The following is an 18,061-nucleotide window of genomic DNA, read 5'->3' as shown; positions in this document are numbered from 1 at the left end:
ATTAAAGTAAAGTATTCACTAGACGGTTTACCGGCGCTCCTAAAAATGGGAAGACATTCATCAGCCTCAGATCGGCTTCATAGATCGTTTCAGGGCGCTTGCTGCTGTTTATTAACAGTAGAAGCGTCTTTTTTCCAATTCAACAGTGTAACGTAACAGATTTTATTTTCAATTATCAGTGGAAGAATCTTTTTTTAATGAACTGTGTTAACGACTTTTTCAATAATGAAATGGGGGTTGGATGATGCAGGACGATAAACAGCATCTGTATGTATCGGTAACTCATAACCTTATTGAGCAGACGAGGAACGAATCTACACCGTTTGAAGTGCTTGTGGATGATGGACAGTTAGCCACGCTGCAGGATTTAATGAAAGTGCTGGAGGATGGCGACGACTACGCTTTACAACGAGCACCCTTACCTTACAAATCGGCAGATCATGATGAGGGGAATGCGCATTTTACCAACGGTGTGACGATGCTGTATACCTTCCTTTATGATCATGGCACCCCCGAGACCAGACAAGCGATAGAGGGGATGAACGTACTGCCTAAGCTACAGGATACAGATTACGATGACCCCGGATACGAGGCTTCACCTATGAATAAATGAAATTGCACCAAAAAGCATGCATCACCGCACCACAAGCGGACAACGCATGCTTTTTTTTACTCACAATAAGCAAGCATATCTACATCATTTTTACAATAATAAGGAGCTGTGTAGCATAGCCTTCTGTTCATAAAGGCCCCGTTCTAAACGGCTCCCTCTCTACATCCTCACTCTGCTTGCAGTTCATCGTAGGTCAAAACAGTCTGTCTTACAGTGCCCAAATGCTTTACAGGCTTATGCTCTGCTCGGTCAAAAGATAGAGAGAGAAATCCCGGAGTGGAGTAATGTCCCGCTGGATCAATAAGGTATTTGCCCGGAATGATCTGCTCCAGATCAATGTCAGCGTAGGTAATGCCTTCCTCATCATGAGCAAGCTGATTACCAATCTCTAACCCGTTAGGGGCAATGATTTTGGAAAACCCGTGACCAACCTTCATCACATTCCTCTGTTCTTCCGTCTCACAGATCCGATCCTGCTGCTCCTGAGTCCATATTTGCGATGATAGTAAACAGAATACCTGATTCGTAAGTGCATAATATTTGGTTGCAATGACGCATTGCTCTACCGCAAACAGATGAGCTTTATTCGGCAGGCCGATTGGCCAGGATGCTACATGCACTTGTTCATTCATCGAGCTCATGGCAGCAACATTGAGTGGCAACATGTGCTCCCAGCATTGCAGTCCACCCAGATTACCGTATTCTGTTTTGAATACAGGCATCATGCTTCCATCTCCATCACCCCAGATGGTCTTCTCAGCACTCGTGGCCTTTAGCTTGCGATGCTTTCCAATCAAAGCCCCGGCTGGATTGAACCATAATTGAGTGAGGTAAAGTGACGCCCCATCCTTCTCCGTAACCGAAACACAGAAATACACTTCATTCCTTTTGGCTGCCGCACTGAGCTTTTGCACAGCTGGACCCGGAATCTCCACAGCATTTTTATATAGATCTATATAATATTTCATACCATAATCAGCATTTCCCATCCATATCCACCATGGATATCCCGGAATAAACGCTTCTGGAAAAGCAATCACTTTGGCACCATTAGCTGCTGCTTCATCTACAAGTCGGCATGTCTTCTCCACTGTAGCATCCAAATCCAGCATGACAGGTGACGCCTGAACAGCAGCAACTCGATATTTAGGATAATTTGACAAGTTGAATCCCTCCAATGTAAATTCATTTATTTGTTAAACGAATTGTACATCATTCAAATGTCATTTTATGTTCCATAAGAGAATGAATTATTGCTTATTTGTGCACTGAAACAAAATAATTTTATTCATAAAACGGAATGAAACCTAACATTTAAACATGAATACAAACGATATGCATTGAATAAATGCTTGATTTACGTCAATATGTTACTCCATATGTAATGTATTGTATTGACTCCTTCTACACGTTGAGTATAATTTGCTTTATCTATGAGTCTTCTAACCGAGGAGGTGCTGAGCTATGCAAACGATATTATCTACGGAGCAGGTTCCCGAAAAAGAAGGTTTTGCATATTGGCGTGAGAGTATATGTGATGTTTTTGTACAATTGGAGGCTACCCCTCTTACGAACAAGCCATTCAACGGCAGGATGGAAGTTGGAACGATGGAGAACATCAGTATATCTGCCGTATCCTCAGACCCTCAATGTGTTTCCCGAACCCGGCAACAGATCAGCAAAGCTTCCGAAGACTTTTTTCTCTTAAGCCTGCAGACTGCCGGGAAAGGATATATCGAGCAGGATCAACGCACAGCAAACATTCTGCCAGGAGACTTCGTTTTATACGACAGCACGAGACCCTATGTACTACAATTCGGCCAACCCTTTCAGCAGGTCGTATTCCAGTTCCCTCGTTCTGCATTATTATCACGATACAAACAAGCTGAGCAAATGACCGCCATACGTATAGCGGGGAGCGGCCAGCCCGTGCACTCCATGGTATCCGCTTTGTTACGAACCATCCATGTCGCTTATCCCTACTTTGATACTTTAACCGAAACACGAATGGCCGAAAGCGCTATGGACTTACTTGCAACCTCTCTGGGAACGATATCAGGTATAGAGCTTAATGAACTACACTCCACTAAAAACATACATTTAACGAGGGCCTATTCCTTCATATCAGCTTCTTTAATGAATCCGGAGCTTACTCCAGAGCTCATTGCGTCAGCACAAGGAATTTCAACCCGTTACCTGCACAAACTGTTCCAAACGGAGGGATTGTCGGTCGCTGCCTATATTCGCGATCTACGTTTGGAACAATGCTGCAGGGATATGAGAGATGTTAAACAGGCTCATCTCAGTGTGATGGATATCGCTTTTAAATGGGGGTTTAACAACGCCGCTCATTTCAGTCGCATTTTCAAGAAAAAATATCAGGTCAGCCCAACCGATTATAGATATATCCTTTCTTCTACCGAATCACTTGATCATCCAAGCGGACTTCTCTCCCGCTCTCCGCAGATTCGTAAATAGCACACAGCATACGGGTAGAGGCCACACCATCTGCAATCGGGCTGATTGGAGGTGTGCCATTCAGGCAGCATTCTACAAAGTGGTCGATCTGATTCTGGAATGCACCGTGAATGTCCAGGCCCGTATGGTCTGTTTGAGGTTCAATGTTCATGATCGTGTCATGCTTCTCCGTAACAATCAGCGTTCTGGGCTCCAGTTCAAATCCCCCGCGTTCTCCATACAGCTTAACAAAGGACTCATCCTCTCGGGCATGCAGGGTGAAGCTCACATCCACCGCCAGTGATGCCCCATTCTCAAAACGAATCAGGGCATTCGCCATGTCTTCCACATTGTTGATGGCTGCGCTGTAATCGGCCGCTTTATAAAATGAAAGATGATCAATATTCGCACGATTGCCGAGCTTTCGATACGTATTGCCGCTGACGGACACAGGCTTCGGTCTGCCCATCAGATACCAGCATTGGTCAATGATATGTACACCCAGATCAATTAACGGGCCGCCGCCGGAACGGGCTTTGTCTGCGAACCAGCCGCCCGGATTCCCCAGTCGCCGCAGAATGGACGCTTTTGCGTAATACAGCTCGCCAAACTCCCCTGCATCAATAAATCTGCGCAGCATCTGCATATTGTTATCGTAACGGCGCACAAAGCCGACAACAAACGTGCGGCCGCTCTTCTTCACAGCTTCCTCAATACGCAATGCGTCCTCTACATTGGTAGCGACCGGCTTTTCCAGCAGCACATGCTTGCCTGCCTCCAGTGCAGCAATAGCAAATTCCGCATGGGTGTTATTCCATGTGCAGATACTGACGGCATCCACATGCGGGTCTTCCAGCATCTCGCGATAGTTGGTGTACACGGACTGGGCATCATATTTCTTCGCAGCTGCCTTAGCTCTCTCTTCATTCAGATCACAGATGGCATAGATGACCGCATCCTCATTTTTGGCATAACACCTCATATGAAGATCCGAGATGGAGCCTGTACCGATCATACCGATATGCAGCATTTGTCTGTTGCTCATCTTTGTCATCCCTTCCTTTTCCAAAAGATTGTTCACACTTATTCTGCCCGCAGCATGCCTTCATAGATACCTGGTGTTGAATTTTCAATCTCCACCGCTCCCAGCGTTCGTTTGTAGAAGTCCACCGGCCCGGCCGAGCCGATAATGGCGTAGCCGTATCCATCCGCTCTCATTGCATGCATACAGGCCAATAGCAAAGCAGTGCCCACCCCCTTCCCCCTGGCACCCGGACTAACTCCTGTCGGGCCAAAGAAATTGCGGCAGGTTGCTTCATAACAGGCAAAGCCGATCATTTTCCCATGCTCGAGCGCAATATAACAAGTCACGGGCTGACGTGCAAAAGCAACATCACATTCATCCACCCAGGGCTGGCTAAAATGGGATCTCACCCAGTCCAGCACCTGCTGCTTCTCCGGCGCAATCGCTCTGCGAATGACAATGGAACTTGCCTTCAGCTTCTCCAGTCCGCTATTCTGCTCCGGTAAACGATAGAGCGCAACCAACATATCACTCATTGCTTCGTTTCCTCCCCTACGTCTGAAATACGATCTTGCAACTATGTCCACACATCATGAAATTAACCTGTTCCCACTGCCGATAACCCGTTCCATACGCATTCATTTCAAATATCAAACCGATATCCTTGTTCCATTTCGTAAATCAACTGCAACACTAAGACAATGGTTCACGTCAATAATGATGAGATGCGGACCTCTGTATAAGAGTTTACCGCGACACAACGCAGATGAGAAGGGATGAACATAATGAAAAACAACATGAAAAAAGTCAGCACCCTGATGGCCCTCTCCATGGCGCTAAGTGGCGGAGCCGCTTATGCTGCATCAATGGATCACACAGCTCAGTCTGTGAAGCAAACTATCGTTTCTACTGACAGTAGCACGTCTGGAGCGGTTCAAGTGTCCATTAATGGAGCAACGGTCGCAAACGGATACTGGAGCGAGAGCCATAACACGGCCATGATTCCGCTTCGCGCCTTGACCGAGGCTCTCGGAATCGAGCTGAAATGGCACAAAGAGGACAAGTCAGCAGAGCTGACTCGTGACGCACTGTGGACTCAGGTTTTTACAGGCAAGGATCGTTATTCTGTGAATAAAATGCTGCTCACGCTTGGTGCAGCTCCCGAGATCAAAGACGGAACGCTGTACGTGCCTGCTGCTTTTGCAGAGAAAGTACTACACGCACAATTGACTACAAACGGGAATCAGGTGAATATTACGAGCGAGGAGCAAGTGAAGACGGTTACCGAGCGCGGTGTAATTACTCGTATCTCCAACCAGGAGAAGTACCCATCTATTCAGATTGGCGGTGCTGGTCTGGATGGAATCGTGCTGAATCTGAGCAAGGACAGTCAATTGCTCTCTGCAGAGGGAAAAGAGCTTACACTGGCCGATCTGTCTATCGGCATGGTGGTAGAGGCGGAGCATTCCCTGATGACCACGCGTAGCCTGCCACCGCAAACGCCGACGTATAAAGTAACGGTGCTGGATAAGGCCGCTGAACTAGCAGCACAGCCCAAAGAGCTTTTTGGTACGGCAGGTACGGTTGAAAATGTAAATATTAAAGACGGTGTAGTGTCCCAGATTGAGATTATCGGTACACGCTTAGCTGAAACTGCTCCTGACCATGTCGTATTGAACATCAACAAAGACACGTTGCTGATGGATCAGAAGGGCCAGGCGGTAAAATCCGAGCAGTTGACCAAAGGCGCCAAAGTTATGGGCTTTTATAGTCCTACACTGACTCGTAGTCTTCCACCCATTGGAACTGCATGGAGAGTGGTTGTAGAGCTTCCGGGCGATTCACTTCAGCCTAAAGCAGAGTAAGACAATATAACCAGCGCAGGGCAAGCGATTGTTGTATGAAATACAAAAACCTTACTCTCCTGTCATCGGACAAGGCGGGTAAGGTCTTTTGTTCGTTTTTAGGCCTATAGATTATTACTCATATTCAAAGACATGTCTCTATCATTCCGTATCAATAGTGGCCTCAGCCTCAATCTCGACCATAAGCAAGGGATCAATGAGCGCGCTCACTTCGACCATGGTAGCCACGGGTTGAATTTCTCCGAAAACCAGCTACAACACCCTCCTGCATTGCAAAACTAAATTTTCCGTTAAATATGATTAAACTCAAACATCCCCTGAACAGCTCACTTTTACCTTGAGTATGGTCGAGTGTTCAGGGGATATGAGTGTATTGAGACACGTCTATTACAGTTTAATATTAGCCTCGTCAAAGTAGTCTTCCAGCGTCAAACCACTCTTCACGACATCGGGTGCAATATCTGTGCCAACATAGCGGATATGCCAAGGCTCATATACGTATCCCGTCTTGCTCTCCTGGCCTTTCGGGTAACGGATAACAAACCCATACTCGGCCGCGTGCTCATCCAGCCATTTGCCTTCCTTGGACGAGCCAAACACCTCTTCCAGCACATTGCCCACACTTGGACTGGATACATCTATTGCCAGCCCTGTCTGATGCTCGCTACGTCCCGGAACGGCACTTACGCGAGAAGCATATTCTTCTCCTTTGGTTTTGACATTGTTGTTGTAGATGGCGACCTGACGCTTGTAGGACCGATAACCGGACACGGCACGAAGCTCAATCCCGTCTGCCTTGGCACCGGCAAACAGCTTCTCCAGCGCTTCAGCCGCTTCCTTGCGCATATGCCGCTTCTCATGCGGTCCCTCGAAGGAGAACGGTACGTCAGGCTCAACCAGATCACTCGGCTCATATCCCTCCGGCAGACTGCGCTGCTTGTTGACGATGACCGTCATTGCCTGCGCGTTCGTCACAACGGACTGAGAGTCCACAGTGGTTTGCAGCGCACTCACGCTGCGTTTCTCCTGTAGCGGGTCTTCTGACGTCGCCCCATTTCCATTGCTCGAGGAGCCCTTTTCCTCTCCAGCGGATGCAGCGTCCGAGCCTTGGTCTGCACCTTCATTACTGCCCGGCTTGGATGTCTGCTCTCCTTCCGCTCCACCCTTGCCATCCGAGTCAGATTCGTCGGTTAAATGCACGGTGGTGCCGTCGGCTCCCTGCTCCGTGCCGGAGGCTGCATTCGCGTTTGCATTATCGTTTGAGCCGGAGCCGTTCTGGCACGCAGCCAGCAAAGCTCCACATATCATAAGTGAGGACAGCAGAACCACAATCCGGCGCTGTCTTCCTGTTCCTGATTTCATCGTAAAACTCCCATCAACGTAGTATTAAAACGGATAACTGCTATTTCTTTTTCGCACCAATGGCGACAATGTTCACTGCGACAGTATACCTTAATTGCGTACAAACCTCCACCAGCAAAGACAGTCATCTCCCGGACTCTGCCCAAGCGTATTCCCTGAATACAGCCTGTAGGTTGGTTTTCTTTCATTTTCAGCACAAACATACATGCCTTCACTTCGCCGTTTGGAAAAAGAACCTCCGGGCAGCTCGCGTAGGGCACGCCCTGCTTGGCTACATAGATCTTTCCTTGCAGTGAACCCAAACAAGCAGGGGCGATCTGAGATCACCCCCGCTGTATTGGTACACTGCATTTATTTGGCGGCCGGGCTGTCCTTGCGCTTCTGGACAGCCGACCACATCCGCGCTGCCACGCGCTCGCGGATCAGATCCAGACCCGCCGCTGCAGGCACTCCCGGCAGCAGCGCGGTCAGCTCGGGCAGCGCAGGCGGCTTGCCCGGCGGCGCGAGCTGCACCTGCACGGCGCCGAAGCCCGGCCCGGGCTGGTGCATGGCGCCGTCCGCGGCGGCCTCGGCGATCCACTCGCCGATGGCTGCGCCGCCTTCGCCAGCCCGCGCCTGCGGGCGGCCCGCCGTCTCCGCGGCGCGGCCTGCGCCGCTGGGATCATGGGCAAGCTCCGCAGCCCACGATCCCAGCACGCCGGCGAGCAGCGCTTCGCGCGGCAGGCCGGCGTGCGCCAGCTGCAGCAGCGGCTCGGCGGCGAGGCGCGCGGCAACGGCGCGCTCCGCCGCTGCGGCATGCGCGCAGCCCGCACGGCCGCAGGTGCACGCCGCGGGCGCAGCAGCGCTGGGCACGTCGGCGCCCTGCGCGCCAGCGGGCGCGGGCAGCAGCCCGGCAAGCTCCGCTGGCGCCGGGCCGCCGCGCAGCAGGGCGTACAGCGCCAGCGGGCGCTTGCGCAGCTGCGCGAGCACGGCCTCGCGCTGCGCCTCGCCGAGCTGCGGCAGCGAGCCTGTGACCGTGAACACGCCGGAGTGGGCGGTTCCGGTCTGGAACACATCGGCGGCTTCGGGTGCAGATGCGCCCGGTTCCGTGGATGTATCTACCTCTACTGTCCATCCCCCGGGGGACATATGCAGCTTTATTTTCCAATTATGGCTCATCATCATGCCCCTCTCTGTTGCTCATCCGAGCTTTCCTTGGTTACGATCTAATGGATAAACCTCTGTCTGCACATTACACCTTAGACGATCTCAGGCTACGCCACCTGCTACAGCCACGTTTCCCCCTGCAAAGAGATCAGGCTACGCAGCTCGTCATCCGACATCTCGGTCAACCAGTTCTCCCCTGATCCAACAACCTGCTCGGAGAGGGCCTTCTTGCTCTCGATCAATTCATCAATTCGTTCCTCTAACGTGCCCTGGCAGATGAGCTTGTGTACCTGTACGTTACGATTCTGTCCGATGCGGAATACACGATCCGTTGCCTGGTTCTCCACCGCCGGATTCCACCAGCGGTCATAGTGTATGACATGACTTGCTCGTGTGAGATTCAGGCCAACCCCGCCAGCACGCAGGGACAGTACAAACATCGACGGGCCTTCACCCTTCTGGAACGTCTCTACCATCTCATCCCGCTGCGCCTTGGACACCCCACCATGCAGGAAATAAGGCTCCTCCTCATAACGCCGGGCCAGTCTGGAAACGAGCAGCTCACCCATCGACACATACTGAGTAAATACGAGCGCAGATTCTCCATTGTCCCGAATTGCATCCAGTAGCTCCAGCAGCCGCTCCATCTTGCCAGATGCTTCCGTCTTGCCATGATCCTTCCGTGTGCTGTCCGCCAGTACAGGATGATCACAGATCTGCTTCAGCTTGGTGAGAGAGGATAACACGATGCCCTTGCGTGCAATGCCATTTCGGCCATCCAGACCACCCATCAGTTCATCTACTACACGCTGGTACAGTATGGCCTGCTCCGGCGTGAGCGAGCAATAGGATTTCAGCTCCAGCTTCTCCGGCAGATCCTTGCGGATATCCGGGTCACTCTTCAGCCTTCGCAGCATAAACGGTGACACCAGACGATGCAGCTCACGCAGTGAGGCCGCACTTTCTTCCGACGGGCCCAAGCCTGTATAACGCTGACGAAATGATGATGATGTGCCAAGATATCCCGGATTGAGAAATTGGAAAATGGACCACAGCTCACTTAGCCGGTTCTCTACCGGCGTTCCTGTCATCGCAATACGATGAGAGGTAGACAGCCGCATCACACTCTGCGCCTGCTTTGTGCGATAGTTTTTAATGTACTGTGCCTCATCAAGCACCACCGTTGACCAGTGCAGCGAAGCCAGATCGGGACCGTCACGACCAGCCAGATGATACGTGGTGAGCACGACGTCATGCTTCCGGGCTTCTTCCTGAAATGTATCCCCGTGCAGCCGCTGTCCACCGTGATGAATGTACAGGGACAGGTTTGGCGCAAAGCGCTTCAGCTCCCGCTGCCAGTTCCCAAGCAGCGACGTAGGGCAAACAATCAGCGCAGGCCATTGCTCCTCTGGAATAACGGCAGAGTTATGTGATGCACCCGCCTTGAGAGAAGCATGGGAATCGCCGGATTTGGACAATGTGTGCAGTTCAGACACTACACCGCCAGCTCTTTCAGCTATCCATGCCCGAGCTGTTGCCTGATCAGCAGCAGCCTCTTCTAATCCTTGCACCTCTTGCGCTTCCATAAGTGCAGCCTGCCGATCCTCCTGCATGCGATCCAGCAGGCAGGTAATAACCTGAATCGTCTTCCCAAGACCCATATCGTCGGCGAGACACACACCAAATCCCAGCTCGCCCATAGCGGATAACCATTGAAAGCCGCGTTCCTGATAAGGGCGCAGTTCACCGTGTAGCTCCGCTGGCACAGATCTCGGCTGAATGCTGCGGAGCACTTGCCCATCCAATAGAAAAGCGAGCATGCCTTCGGATTCCGCTCCGAAAACGGACATACCTTTCCAAATAGAATCTTCTCCTTCATCTGCGGCCAGATGAAGCCACTCGGAAAGCGGCATGTATTGCTCCTCTTCTTTTCTCATATAACGCAGCACTTGGCGAATCTCTTTTGTGTCTACCTCAATCCATTCCCCGCGAAACATCACATAAGGAACCGTCGATTCAGCCAGTGCAGCCAATTCCTCGGCCGTAATCGGTTTGCCATCCAGCATGGGCTCGGCGGTAAAAGCAACGAGCTGCTCCATACCTAGCGCAGAACCAGCACCCGGCTGACGCTCCGGGGCACCATTGCTCATCTGCAAGCGCAGACCGGCACGACGTTTACCCGCACGGCTCCATCTTGACGGCATCAGCACCGTGATGCCCGCCTTCTGCAACCTGGGAACTGCATGTGTCAGAAATTCAAAAAAGCTCTGCTGCTCCAGCTGTATTTCTTCAGGACGGGCATGCAGTAAAGCAGTCTCCAGTTCCGGGGCCAGCTCCGACGCTTGACCGATGGCCATCAGCAGCTGCTCGGCGGCGGAAACATAGAGCACCTTGCCCCGGTCCAGATCACGCTCCGGGTGCGCCCATATGCTTCGAGCAGGCAATCTCAGTCCAGACTCCTGATCACTATCCACCCAGAAGCTAATACCCCAGGTAGAATCCTGTTCCCCTAGCGGCGGCTCCAGACGCAATACCAGCTTGAATGTGCCTGACGCGGGCGGTGTCTCTTCAATACCAAATGCAGGCATCATCGTGCCCCCTGCTTCATGAAGTGTATCCACGAAGTCGGCCATTTCCTCGGTCGGTCCCTGCACGGTGACTGGACGAAACATCGAGATCAGGCTGTTCCACCAAAGCTCCGACACAGGTGAGGAGCCGCGCCGGAACGATGTCCGATAACGAGACAACACGCTATCCATGCCCTCCAGCTCACTTGTCACCACTGCATGAATGATTCCGCTCATAAATGAAAACAATACCACCCCAGCCGCTTCCTCGCGTGTCTCCGGCTCTGTGGAGGCATACGCTCCCGGAGCAGATAATGCGATTGGCGGCATGGATTCTGCAAGACTTCTAAAACGCTCCTGATCCTCTTCGAGCTGCAGTCTTGGCCTCCATACACCTGTCAAAGTCTCTTGCCCGGTTCTGCGTCTTGCACCGGTCTTGGCCGCAAACGCAGCCGCAGGAGCAATCGCTCCGCGGAGCAGCAGTTCCTGAGTGAACTGTGCCGCCTTGACCCAATAGCGCATCTCTTCCCCCGCTTGAATTCCGGCCGCATGTAACATCTGATCGTCCCACTGCAGCAGTAGCCTGAAGGCATCCTTCGGGGAAACTGCAAGCCCTTCCAGAGTGCGACCAAGCAACTGCCGCCGTTTCGTATTTTTGGTTTCTGCCGCATTCCGAAGCGGATTCGGCCAGCGCAGCTCTGCAAGACGCAGTGCGGCAGGCTGAAACAGACGACCCTCGTCGCCAAATTGCAGCCTTCTCACCACGTGGCTCCAAGCATCTACACGCGGTTCCGATGTCTCACCGGAAAAACAAAAAAATACGTCTCCAAGCCATACTCCATACAGCGATTGCATCATTACAGTCTCCCGTCATCCCTTCGCATTGTTACTCTCCATCATATACGAAAATGAACGGATTTAAAAACCTTTACACTTAAAAAATGCGGATGCTCCTGTTTTGCTACATAAAAAAATGCCCCTGATCCAGAAAACGGATGAGGAGCATTTCATTATTAAGATAAAGAATAGAGCAGCAAAGCCGCCGTTATATTTTATCCATGATTAAGATCTGACCAGACTGCCCAGCAGCACATCCAGGTTCAATATACCCGCGCGATGATCTGCACAGAAGCCGATTTTATCGAAAACACCGATCATAAAACGTCGATGCTCCTCAGCAGGCTCCTCGAAGCGATCATACGTCACAACCGAATCCACCATATCCACAACCAAAGGTACAAACCCGTTCTTGTAAGGAACAACGATAATTCGTGTAGATGACGTATCCTCCTGCTCCGGCATGCCCAGCAGCACACGAAGACTCACGACTGAAACCACCTTACCGTACAATGAAGCAAATCCTCTGATCTCGGGACTGCCAAAAGGAACCGTTGTAACCTCTACCATTCTGATAATTTCATGTACCTGATCAATACGAAGTGCAAAAATCTGTTCTCCGACCGAGAAATTAATATATTGCATTACTTCATCTTCATTCATAATTGTCCCCCATACCCTCTCATTCCGTAAAATCAGAATCTTCAATATCCTTTTGGCTGTCGTCATGAGACGATTAGTCGTTACATGTTGTATCGGCAAATTTGGTGTAAATGTTTAGACTTTACACAACAAGAATCGCGTTCATGATCCGTTTTCATTTCTTGCTGCCGAGTACGATACAACACATTCTATTTTCTGTGGACAACTCGCCAAATCCTGCTTTGATTTTGCTTTTCACAGATGAAAAGAGTGAGTTATACCAGTTTTGTGGATAAGTTGTGCACATATTGCACACAACCTGTGGATATTCACGTTGTTTTATGTGGATATTCGCAGATTTAATGTGGACATGTTGTGTATTTGTTTGTAAATCTAACGTAAACTTTGTCTTTTTTCGTCTGCTCATCCTCTACTGTGGACATATTGTGGAAAGCCTTTCAATTACAGTACTGGATCACAGGCTTCCTAGCTAATATTATTCACATGTGTGCCATCAGCCCAACCAACGAGGATTTCTGCTGTCTGTTCAAACTGGAATACTGGAAAATAGTGCCCGAGCGGCACATCTATCTTCTTGTAGCCGCTGTGTAATGCAGTTGGAAATTGATATTCCTTATCCTTGTCAGCCCAAACAACCAATTGATCCTGTTCATCATCCATTCCCTGAAAGCTTCCGTATTTCTCCCAAAAGCTGCCCGTCTCCTTGGTGTGCCCCAAGTGAATCCACCTCAGCAGATCCAGATGTGCGCCCGCTATGCGAGGTGAGCGAAGATAGGAATGTACCCTCTGGGCTGTTCCTGTCACCATGCTCTCGTCATTATCACCTGATTTGCTGCTACCCTCACGGAACATTCGTGCCCAACTTTGCTGAGATCTGGAGCGAAGCAACGCGCGCCCCACACGACGCGGCAGGCGAAGCATGTGTTTTAAACGTGCATCTCTCCCATTGTCCGCAGCAGGCTGGAGCAAGGCGAGACGAATATCGGTGCGCCCGCTCCGCTTCAATGCTGCTGCTGCGACAGCGGCACCTACAGAATGACCAACAAGTTTGATGGGAACCGGCATTTCTACCAAAGCATGCACAAGTGCATTCACCTGGCCGTTAAATGCATCTTGTTCCTGATGAACAGGTGAGCGACCAAACCCTGCGAGATCAACAAGCCAGACAGGATTGCCCGTAAGTTCCCTCAGCCGTGATCCCAAGGGAAGCAAGTCATCGGCACTTTGGAGCAAACCATGAACAATCACCCACGGCTCCCCCTCACCTTCCCAGCCTAACCTTGCCAGATTGCCTAATCGTGAACGAGTATAACGTTCTGGATAAGCCTTCATTTCGTGCTTGGGCAGAAGCCGGTAGTCCAGATCCGCAATAATGAACGGGAGCTGCTCCCGAATATCGGGCCAGCTGCTCCCCATTCGCTTCAACAGCACCTCTGTCTCTTGTACCGGAAATCTCCTGTCTGTAATAAAAGCCAGTGACTGTGCGGGAATACCACTGATGCGACTTCCCCCAAGCTTCATAAGGCGTTGAATCCAAGATAGCGGTAATACTCCCGCTGGTCTGGGCACATCCAGCTGCTTCGTGATCAGATTCAGCATATCCTTCATGTTCGGACTATCCTCTTTACGCGCCAACAGCGGATAAGTCCCCCCAAGAGGAGCCTCATCCTGCGTCAAAAACACCAGTGTCTCTGCCACCACATCATTCTCGACGAGTGGCAGCCAGTAAGAGGAACCACCAGGTACAACCGGCATGAAACCTCTCTGCACAGCGCCAATCAGCAATCCAATGCCTCCTGTCTGCTCCGTCTCCCCCGTCGGACGGGGTCCAACCACTGTACTGGGATTTACGACAGATAAAGGGTAGCCATAGGTCTGCGCATGTGTTCGAATAAACCCATCCGCTTGAAATTTCATCTCTTCATACGCGCTCTCCTGGCTGTCTGCATGTTTCACCTTCGTCTGTTCTTGTTGCTCGCCTTCCTGCCCATAAGGACTCATATAACCTACGACATGAATAAAATGCCGCAATCCTCCGTTATCCTGGATATCCTGTGCTAACTGCGCTAATTCTCTCGCCCCATGCATAAATATTTTGTTCGCTGTCTCTCGTCCCAGTGTAATATCCATTGTGCCGCCTGCATGAAGTATGACATTCGCCTTCCTGATGCGTTCACGATCCGTTTGAACAAGCCCCAAACCTGCCAAAGATAAATCGCCTACGATAAACGTAATTTGTTCAAAGCTGCTCACTCCGTAGCTCTCCAGTACGATTCTGGCCCGCTCCGCGGAGCGAACCAGCAGCAGCATATGTACATCTGTCTTCTCCACAAGTTGTTTGACGGTTTCCCTTCCAATAAAACCTGTGCTGCCTGTCATCAGCAGAACGGTTTGTGCCAACGCTGTTTGATTCATCTATTAAACCTCCACACTATTTAATCTATTTTTAGTTTTAATTCCATCTTTATCTCGTATTAGCCTCATATAACATCATCTTATTAGTACTATTTAGTACTAATAAGACTCAAAAAAAGAGCCTCGCTTAGCGAAGCATCTGACAAAACGTTTGTGCCGACTGTTCAATAATATCCAGATTACGAGAAGTTCCGGCTAGAATCAGCGAACCTTCAAGTGCAGCAACGAACAGAGCAGCTGCCGCTCCCGGCTCAATACCCTTGCGGAATTCTCCGCGTTCCACCCCTTGCTGGAGCAGCTTCTCCACCATAGGTATAAGCTCCCGGAAAAAGTTCGAGATGCTTTCCTTCGCATGGGAGGCATGATCGGGTGCATGCATGTAAAGGGTAACAAACGGACAGGTCCCTTCAAAGTTTCGACTTTCTATGCCTGCCGAGAGCATGGCCAGGAAGGAGTTCATTCGTTCCTCCACGCCCCGTTCACGCTGGCTGAGCAGCAGATACAGCTGTGATTCGTATTGGGCAATCCAGAACTGAACCACTGCCTGAAGCAGTTCCTCCTTGTTTTTAAAATGATAATAGATGTTGGATTTGGAAACGCCACTGACTCGCACTACCTCATCCATGCTGACATAAGCATAACCTTGCCTTAGAAAAAGCTGCGCCGCCACTTCAACCGCTTTGGTTCGGTTCACCGGACTAGAGCCTCTCGGTTTGGACATTTTAGATTGATTTTGATTCGATATATCGTTGTTGTTATTCATAAATAGAACTATATAGTACTATTTTAACAAATGCAAGCACATTCGTTGATAAACACATATTCCCTGAGCAGTTGTCCACATTTAGATGATATACACACAGGATATCCACATATAGTATGAAGCTGATGTAAAATTATATTTTATAATTTGTAAGACATGAAGTTATCCACACTTTCAGGGAAGCAAAGAAGCCAGCTGCAAAAGATGCAACTGACTTCACATATACATATGTTTTTATTTTTTCAAACTATCCCAGTTCTGCTGCAGGCCATCAAGCAACGCCTTTTTGTCGGACTTCCCTGCTACATACGCTTGAATTGTGCTACCGAACTCTTGTGGAACCCCTTCTGGGAAACGGCTAAAGTTCCAGCTCAACGTTTTGTTTGCCTGACTGTACTTCATAATATCTGTCGCCAAGTCACCCAGCTCTTCCTCGGAAGCCTGAATCGAACTGAATGCCGGGATAAACTTGAATTCCTTCGTCATATACTGCTTACCAATGTCGGATGTGACAAGCCATTCCAGAAACGCTTTGGCCTCGGTTTTCACTTGGGAGTTTTTGTTCACAACCCAGTTGCTTGGTACGCCTACAAACAGCTTGTCATTGGGTTCGTTCGTGATCGGCATTGGCAGAATGCCCAGGTTCAAGTCCGGGTTGATGCCGTCAATCTGTACCTGTGTCCAGTTCCCCTGCTGCATCATCGCCGCATCACCACTGGCAAACAACGTTACCTGTGTGTTGTAGTCCGTCGTGAGCGGATTTTTGTTGCTGTATTTCAGCGTCAGGTCCAGCAGATTCAACCATTCGTTAAACACCGGGTTGCCTGGAATCTTCTCTGTACCTTCATTCAGCCCTTGAATGAATTTAACCGGGTCAGCCTGATTGGCAAATGCTACATTGACGTTGTGATTGCCCAGTACCCACCACTCCTGATAACCGTTGGAGAAGGGTGTAATGCCTGCGTCCTGCAGCTTCTTCGCTGCTTGATCCAGCTGCTCCAGTGTTGTCGGGATTTCGGTAATGCCCGCTTTGGCAAACAAATCCTTGTTATAAATAAATCCGTACCCTTCCAGCGCGAGCGGCTGTCCATAAAGCTTGCCATCCTTGGTCATCGGCTCTTTGGCAACTTCCAGCACATCCTTGACCCAAGGCTCGTTAGACAGGTCTTCCAGATATTCAAGCCAGGTATCCAGTTCACGGTATCCACCCACGTTAAAAATGTCCGGCTGTTCGCCTGCGGCAAATTTGGCCTTGAGTGCAGCACCGTAATCACTTCCTCCCCCTACTGTCTGAATATCCAGCTTGATGCCTGGATGGGAAGACTCATACTCAGCTTTAAGACGGTTTAGCGCTTCTGCAATTTCAACTTTGTATTGGAAAATTTTTATCGTTTTGGTGCCAGCCGCATTTCCACCGCCGCCATTCTGAGCATCTGTATTTACTGGACTACCGCTCTTGTCACCATTCCCGCACCCTGCAAGCATCACTGAAAAAGCAATTAACATTAGCAGCGTTAACTTTGTCATTCTTTTCATAGATACACTCTCCCCTGTCTCTTAGTTTCAGTATAACCGCCTGTATGCTCTTTCTTCCTCTCTTGCTTTTCATCCGCCTTGACTTAACATGACCCATTTCTTACGCTCATCTTCTTTTTCTTACTATATAGATGAACTAGCACATTCACACAACGTGTGCATGCGTAGCTGATCTCAGATTAAATCCATTGCTCTTTGATACTCGGGGGCTTCCTTGCTTTCATACATTCAGGCCCCTGAGGAGCAACAGCGACCAGAAGCGCACATAAAGCCGGAGCGACCAGCCCTTGTGTTTCACCTTTTACGAACCTCATTCTGTTTATCCCTTGCTTTGGTCCTTCCCCGCTCTGCTCTGGCGGTATCTGCCCAAGCCCTGCGGGCAGATACGCCCTTTGCCACCTTCGTGCGAGGCACGGAGCGGAGGCTTTATGATGCGCTGGAGGAGCGGAGCGTTCGCCTTTGATACTCAGGGGCTTCCTTGTTCTAGTACATTCAGGCCCCCGAGGAGCAACAGCGACCGAAAGCGCACATAAAGCCGGAGCGACCAGCCCTTGTGTTTCACCTTTTACGAACCTCATTCTGTTTATCCCTTGCTTTGGTCCTTCCCCGCTCTGCTCTGGCGGTATCTGCCCAAGCCCTGCGGGCAGATACGCCCTTTGCCACCTTCGTGCGAGGCACGGAGCGGAGGCTTTATGATGCGCTGGAGGAGCGGAGCGTTCGCCTTTGATACTCGGGGGCTTCCTTGCTTTCATACATTCAGGCCCCCGAGGAGCAACAGCGACCGAAAGCGCACATAAAGCCGGAGCGACCAGC

At 50.4% G+C, this 18,061-nt stretch carries 13 protein-coding genes and 1 pseudogene; 3 read left to right on the top strand and 11 right to left on the bottom strand.

Features of this window, described 5'->3' with window-relative positions; all coding sequences use genetic code 11:
* The first annotated feature begins 244 nt into the window (after positions 1-244).
* Positions 245-613 (top strand): hypothetical protein, encoded by a 369-nt coding sequence (locus DFQ00_RS24245; RefSeq protein ID WP_110899047.1) that lies wholly within the window; start codon positions 245-247, stop codon positions 611-613.
* Positions 614-780: 167 nt separating this feature from the next.
* Here DFQ00_RS24245 and DFQ00_RS24240 read toward each other — a convergent pair whose 3' ends face one another.
* A complete protein-coding gene (locus tag DFQ00_RS24240) occupies positions 781-1,776 on the bottom strand; it encodes a carbon-nitrogen hydrolase family protein (RefSeq protein WP_110899046.1) in 996 nt (331 codons plus the stop codon).
* Positions 1,777-2,077: 301 nt separating this feature from the next.
* On the opposite strand from DFQ00_RS24240, the gene feaR reads away from it, so the two are divergent.
* Positions 2,078-3,091 (top strand): transcriptional regulator FeaR, encoded by a 1,014-nt coding sequence (gene feaR, locus DFQ00_RS24235; protein WP_110899045.1) that lies wholly within the window; start codon positions 2,078-2,080, stop codon positions 3,089-3,091.
* On the opposite strand, the gene DFQ00_RS24230 is transcribed toward feaR, so the two are convergent.
* Both DFQ00_RS24230 and DFQ00_RS24225 read right to left on the bottom strand, forming a co-directional pair.
* Positions 3,030-4,115 (bottom strand): Gfo/Idh/MocA family protein, encoded by a 1,086-nt coding sequence (locus DFQ00_RS24230; RefSeq protein WP_110899044.1) that lies wholly within the window; start codon positions 4,113-4,115, stop codon positions 3,030-3,032. The genes feaR and DFQ00_RS24230 overlap by 62 nt on opposite strands.
* Positions 4,116-4,153: 38 nt before the next feature.
* Complete coding sequence (locus DFQ00_RS24225; protein WP_110899043.1) at positions 4,154-4,630, bottom strand: GNAT family N-acetyltransferase; 477 nt, start codon at positions 4,628-4,630, stop codon at positions 4,154-4,156.
* 249 nt (positions 4,631-4,879) lie between these two features.
* Between DFQ00_RS24225 and DFQ00_RS24220 the strand changes: the two genes are divergently transcribed.
* On the top strand, positions 4,880-5,959 hold the full coding sequence (locus DFQ00_RS24220; protein WP_167433826.1) for a copper amine oxidase N-terminal domain-containing protein: 1,080 nt from the start codon (positions 4,880-4,882) through the stop codon (positions 5,957-5,959).
* Positions 5,960-6,100: 141 nt separating this feature from the next.
* Here the strand turns inward: DFQ00_RS24220 and DFQ00_RS29990 are convergent.
* From DFQ00_RS29990 to DFQ00_RS24175, 8 genes and pseudogenes are all read right to left on the bottom strand, one after another.
* A pseudogene (locus DFQ00_RS29990) lies at positions 6,101-6,205 on the bottom strand (RidA family protein); the annotation flags it as partial.
* A 141-nt stretch (positions 6,206-6,346) separates the two neighbouring features.
* The gene (locus DFQ00_RS24210; protein WP_110899041.1) at positions 6,347-7,321 is read right to left on the bottom strand and encodes a M15 family metallopeptidase; all 975 of its coding nucleotides are present in this window, start codon (positions 7,319-7,321) and stop codon (positions 6,347-6,349) included.
* A gap of 351 nt (positions 7,322-7,672) precedes the next feature.
* On the bottom strand, positions 7,673-8,479 hold the full coding sequence (locus DFQ00_RS24200) for a hypothetical protein (protein ID WP_110899039.1): 807 nt from the start codon (positions 8,477-8,479) through the stop codon (positions 7,673-7,675).
* Positions 8,480-8,586: 107 nt separating this feature from the next.
* Positions 8,587-11,889 (bottom strand): DEAD/DEAH box helicase, encoded by a 3,303-nt coding sequence (locus DFQ00_RS24195; protein WP_110899038.1) that lies wholly within the window; start codon positions 11,887-11,889, stop codon positions 8,587-8,589.
* Positions 11,890-12,096: 207 nt separating this feature from the next.
* The gene (locus DFQ00_RS24190; protein WP_167433825.1) at positions 12,097-12,534 is read right to left on the bottom strand and encodes a chemotaxis protein CheW; all 438 of its coding nucleotides are present in this window, start codon (positions 12,532-12,534) and stop codon (positions 12,097-12,099) included.
* A 465-nt stretch (positions 12,535-12,999) separates the two neighbouring features.
* Complete coding sequence (locus DFQ00_RS24185; RefSeq protein ID WP_110899036.1) at positions 13,000-14,949, bottom strand: alpha/beta fold hydrolase; 1,950 nt, start codon at positions 14,947-14,949, stop codon at positions 13,000-13,002.
* Between the two features lie 127 nt (positions 14,950-15,076).
* Positions 15,077-15,670: a TetR/AcrR family transcriptional regulator gene (locus DFQ00_RS24180; protein ID WP_244213987.1), complete on the bottom strand. Its 594-nt coding sequence runs from the start codon at positions 15,668-15,670 to the stop codon at positions 15,077-15,079.
* A 276-nt stretch (positions 15,671-15,946) separates the two neighbouring features.
* The gene (locus DFQ00_RS24175; RefSeq protein ID WP_110899034.1) at positions 15,947-17,248 is read right to left on the bottom strand and encodes an ABC transporter substrate-binding protein; all 1,302 of its coding nucleotides are present in this window, start codon (positions 17,246-17,248) and stop codon (positions 15,947-15,949) included.
* Positions 17,249-18,061 lie beyond the last annotated feature (813 nt).

It is taken from the genome of Paenibacillus barcinonensis (assembly GCF_003217495.1).
Lineage (GTDB): Bacteria > Bacillota > Bacilli > Paenibacillales > Paenibacillaceae > Paenibacillus > Paenibacillus barcinonensis.
The sequence above is the reverse complement of the archived record's forward strand: the minus strand, read 5'-3'. Positions and strand labels throughout refer to the sequence as shown.

Excerpts from the sequence above, each read along its gene's own strand:
- DFQ00_RS24245 (WP_110899047.1), top strand. The coding sequence starts at position 245 with ATGCAGGACGATAAACAGCATCTGTATGTATCGGTAACTCATAACCTT.
- feaR (WP_110899045.1), top strand. The coding sequence starts at position 2,078 with ATGCAAACGATATTATCTACGGAGCAGGTTCCCGAAAAAGAAGGTTTT.
- DFQ00_RS24230 (WP_110899044.1), bottom strand. The coding sequence starts at position 4,115 with ATGAGCAACAGACAAATGCTGCATATCGGTATGATCGGTACAGGCTCC.
- DFQ00_RS24225 (WP_110899043.1), bottom strand. The coding sequence starts at position 4,630 with ATGAGTGATATGTTGGTTGCGCTCTATCGTTTACCGGAGCAGAATAGC.
- DFQ00_RS24220 (WP_167433826.1), top strand. The coding sequence starts at position 4,880 with ATGAAAAACAACATGAAAAAAGTCAGCACCCTGATGGCCCTCTCCATG.
- DFQ00_RS24210 (WP_110899041.1), bottom strand. The coding sequence starts at position 7,321 with ATGAAATCAGGAACAGGAAGACAGCGCCGGATTGTGGTTCTGCTGTCC.
- DFQ00_RS24200 (WP_110899039.1), bottom strand. The coding sequence starts at position 8,479 with ATGAGCCATAATTGGAAAATAAAGCTGCATATGTCCCCCGGGGGATGG.
- DFQ00_RS24195 (WP_110899038.1), bottom strand. The coding sequence starts at position 11,889 with ATGCAATCGCTGTATGGAGTATGGCTTGGAGACGTATTTTTTTGTTTT.
- DFQ00_RS24190 (WP_167433825.1), bottom strand. The coding sequence starts at position 12,534 with ATGAATGAAGATGAAGTAATGCAATATATTAATTTCTCGGTCGGAGAA.
- DFQ00_RS24185 (WP_110899036.1), bottom strand. The coding sequence starts at position 14,949 with ATGAATCAAACAGCGTTGGCACAAACCGTTCTGCTGATGACAGGCAGC.
- DFQ00_RS24180 (WP_244213987.1), bottom strand. The coding sequence starts at position 15,670 with ATGTCCAAACCGAGAGGCTCTAGTCCGGTGAACCGAACCAAAGCGGTT.
- DFQ00_RS24175 (WP_110899034.1), bottom strand. The coding sequence starts at position 17,248 with ATGAAAAGAATGACAAAGTTAACGCTGCTAATGTTAATTGCTTTTTCA.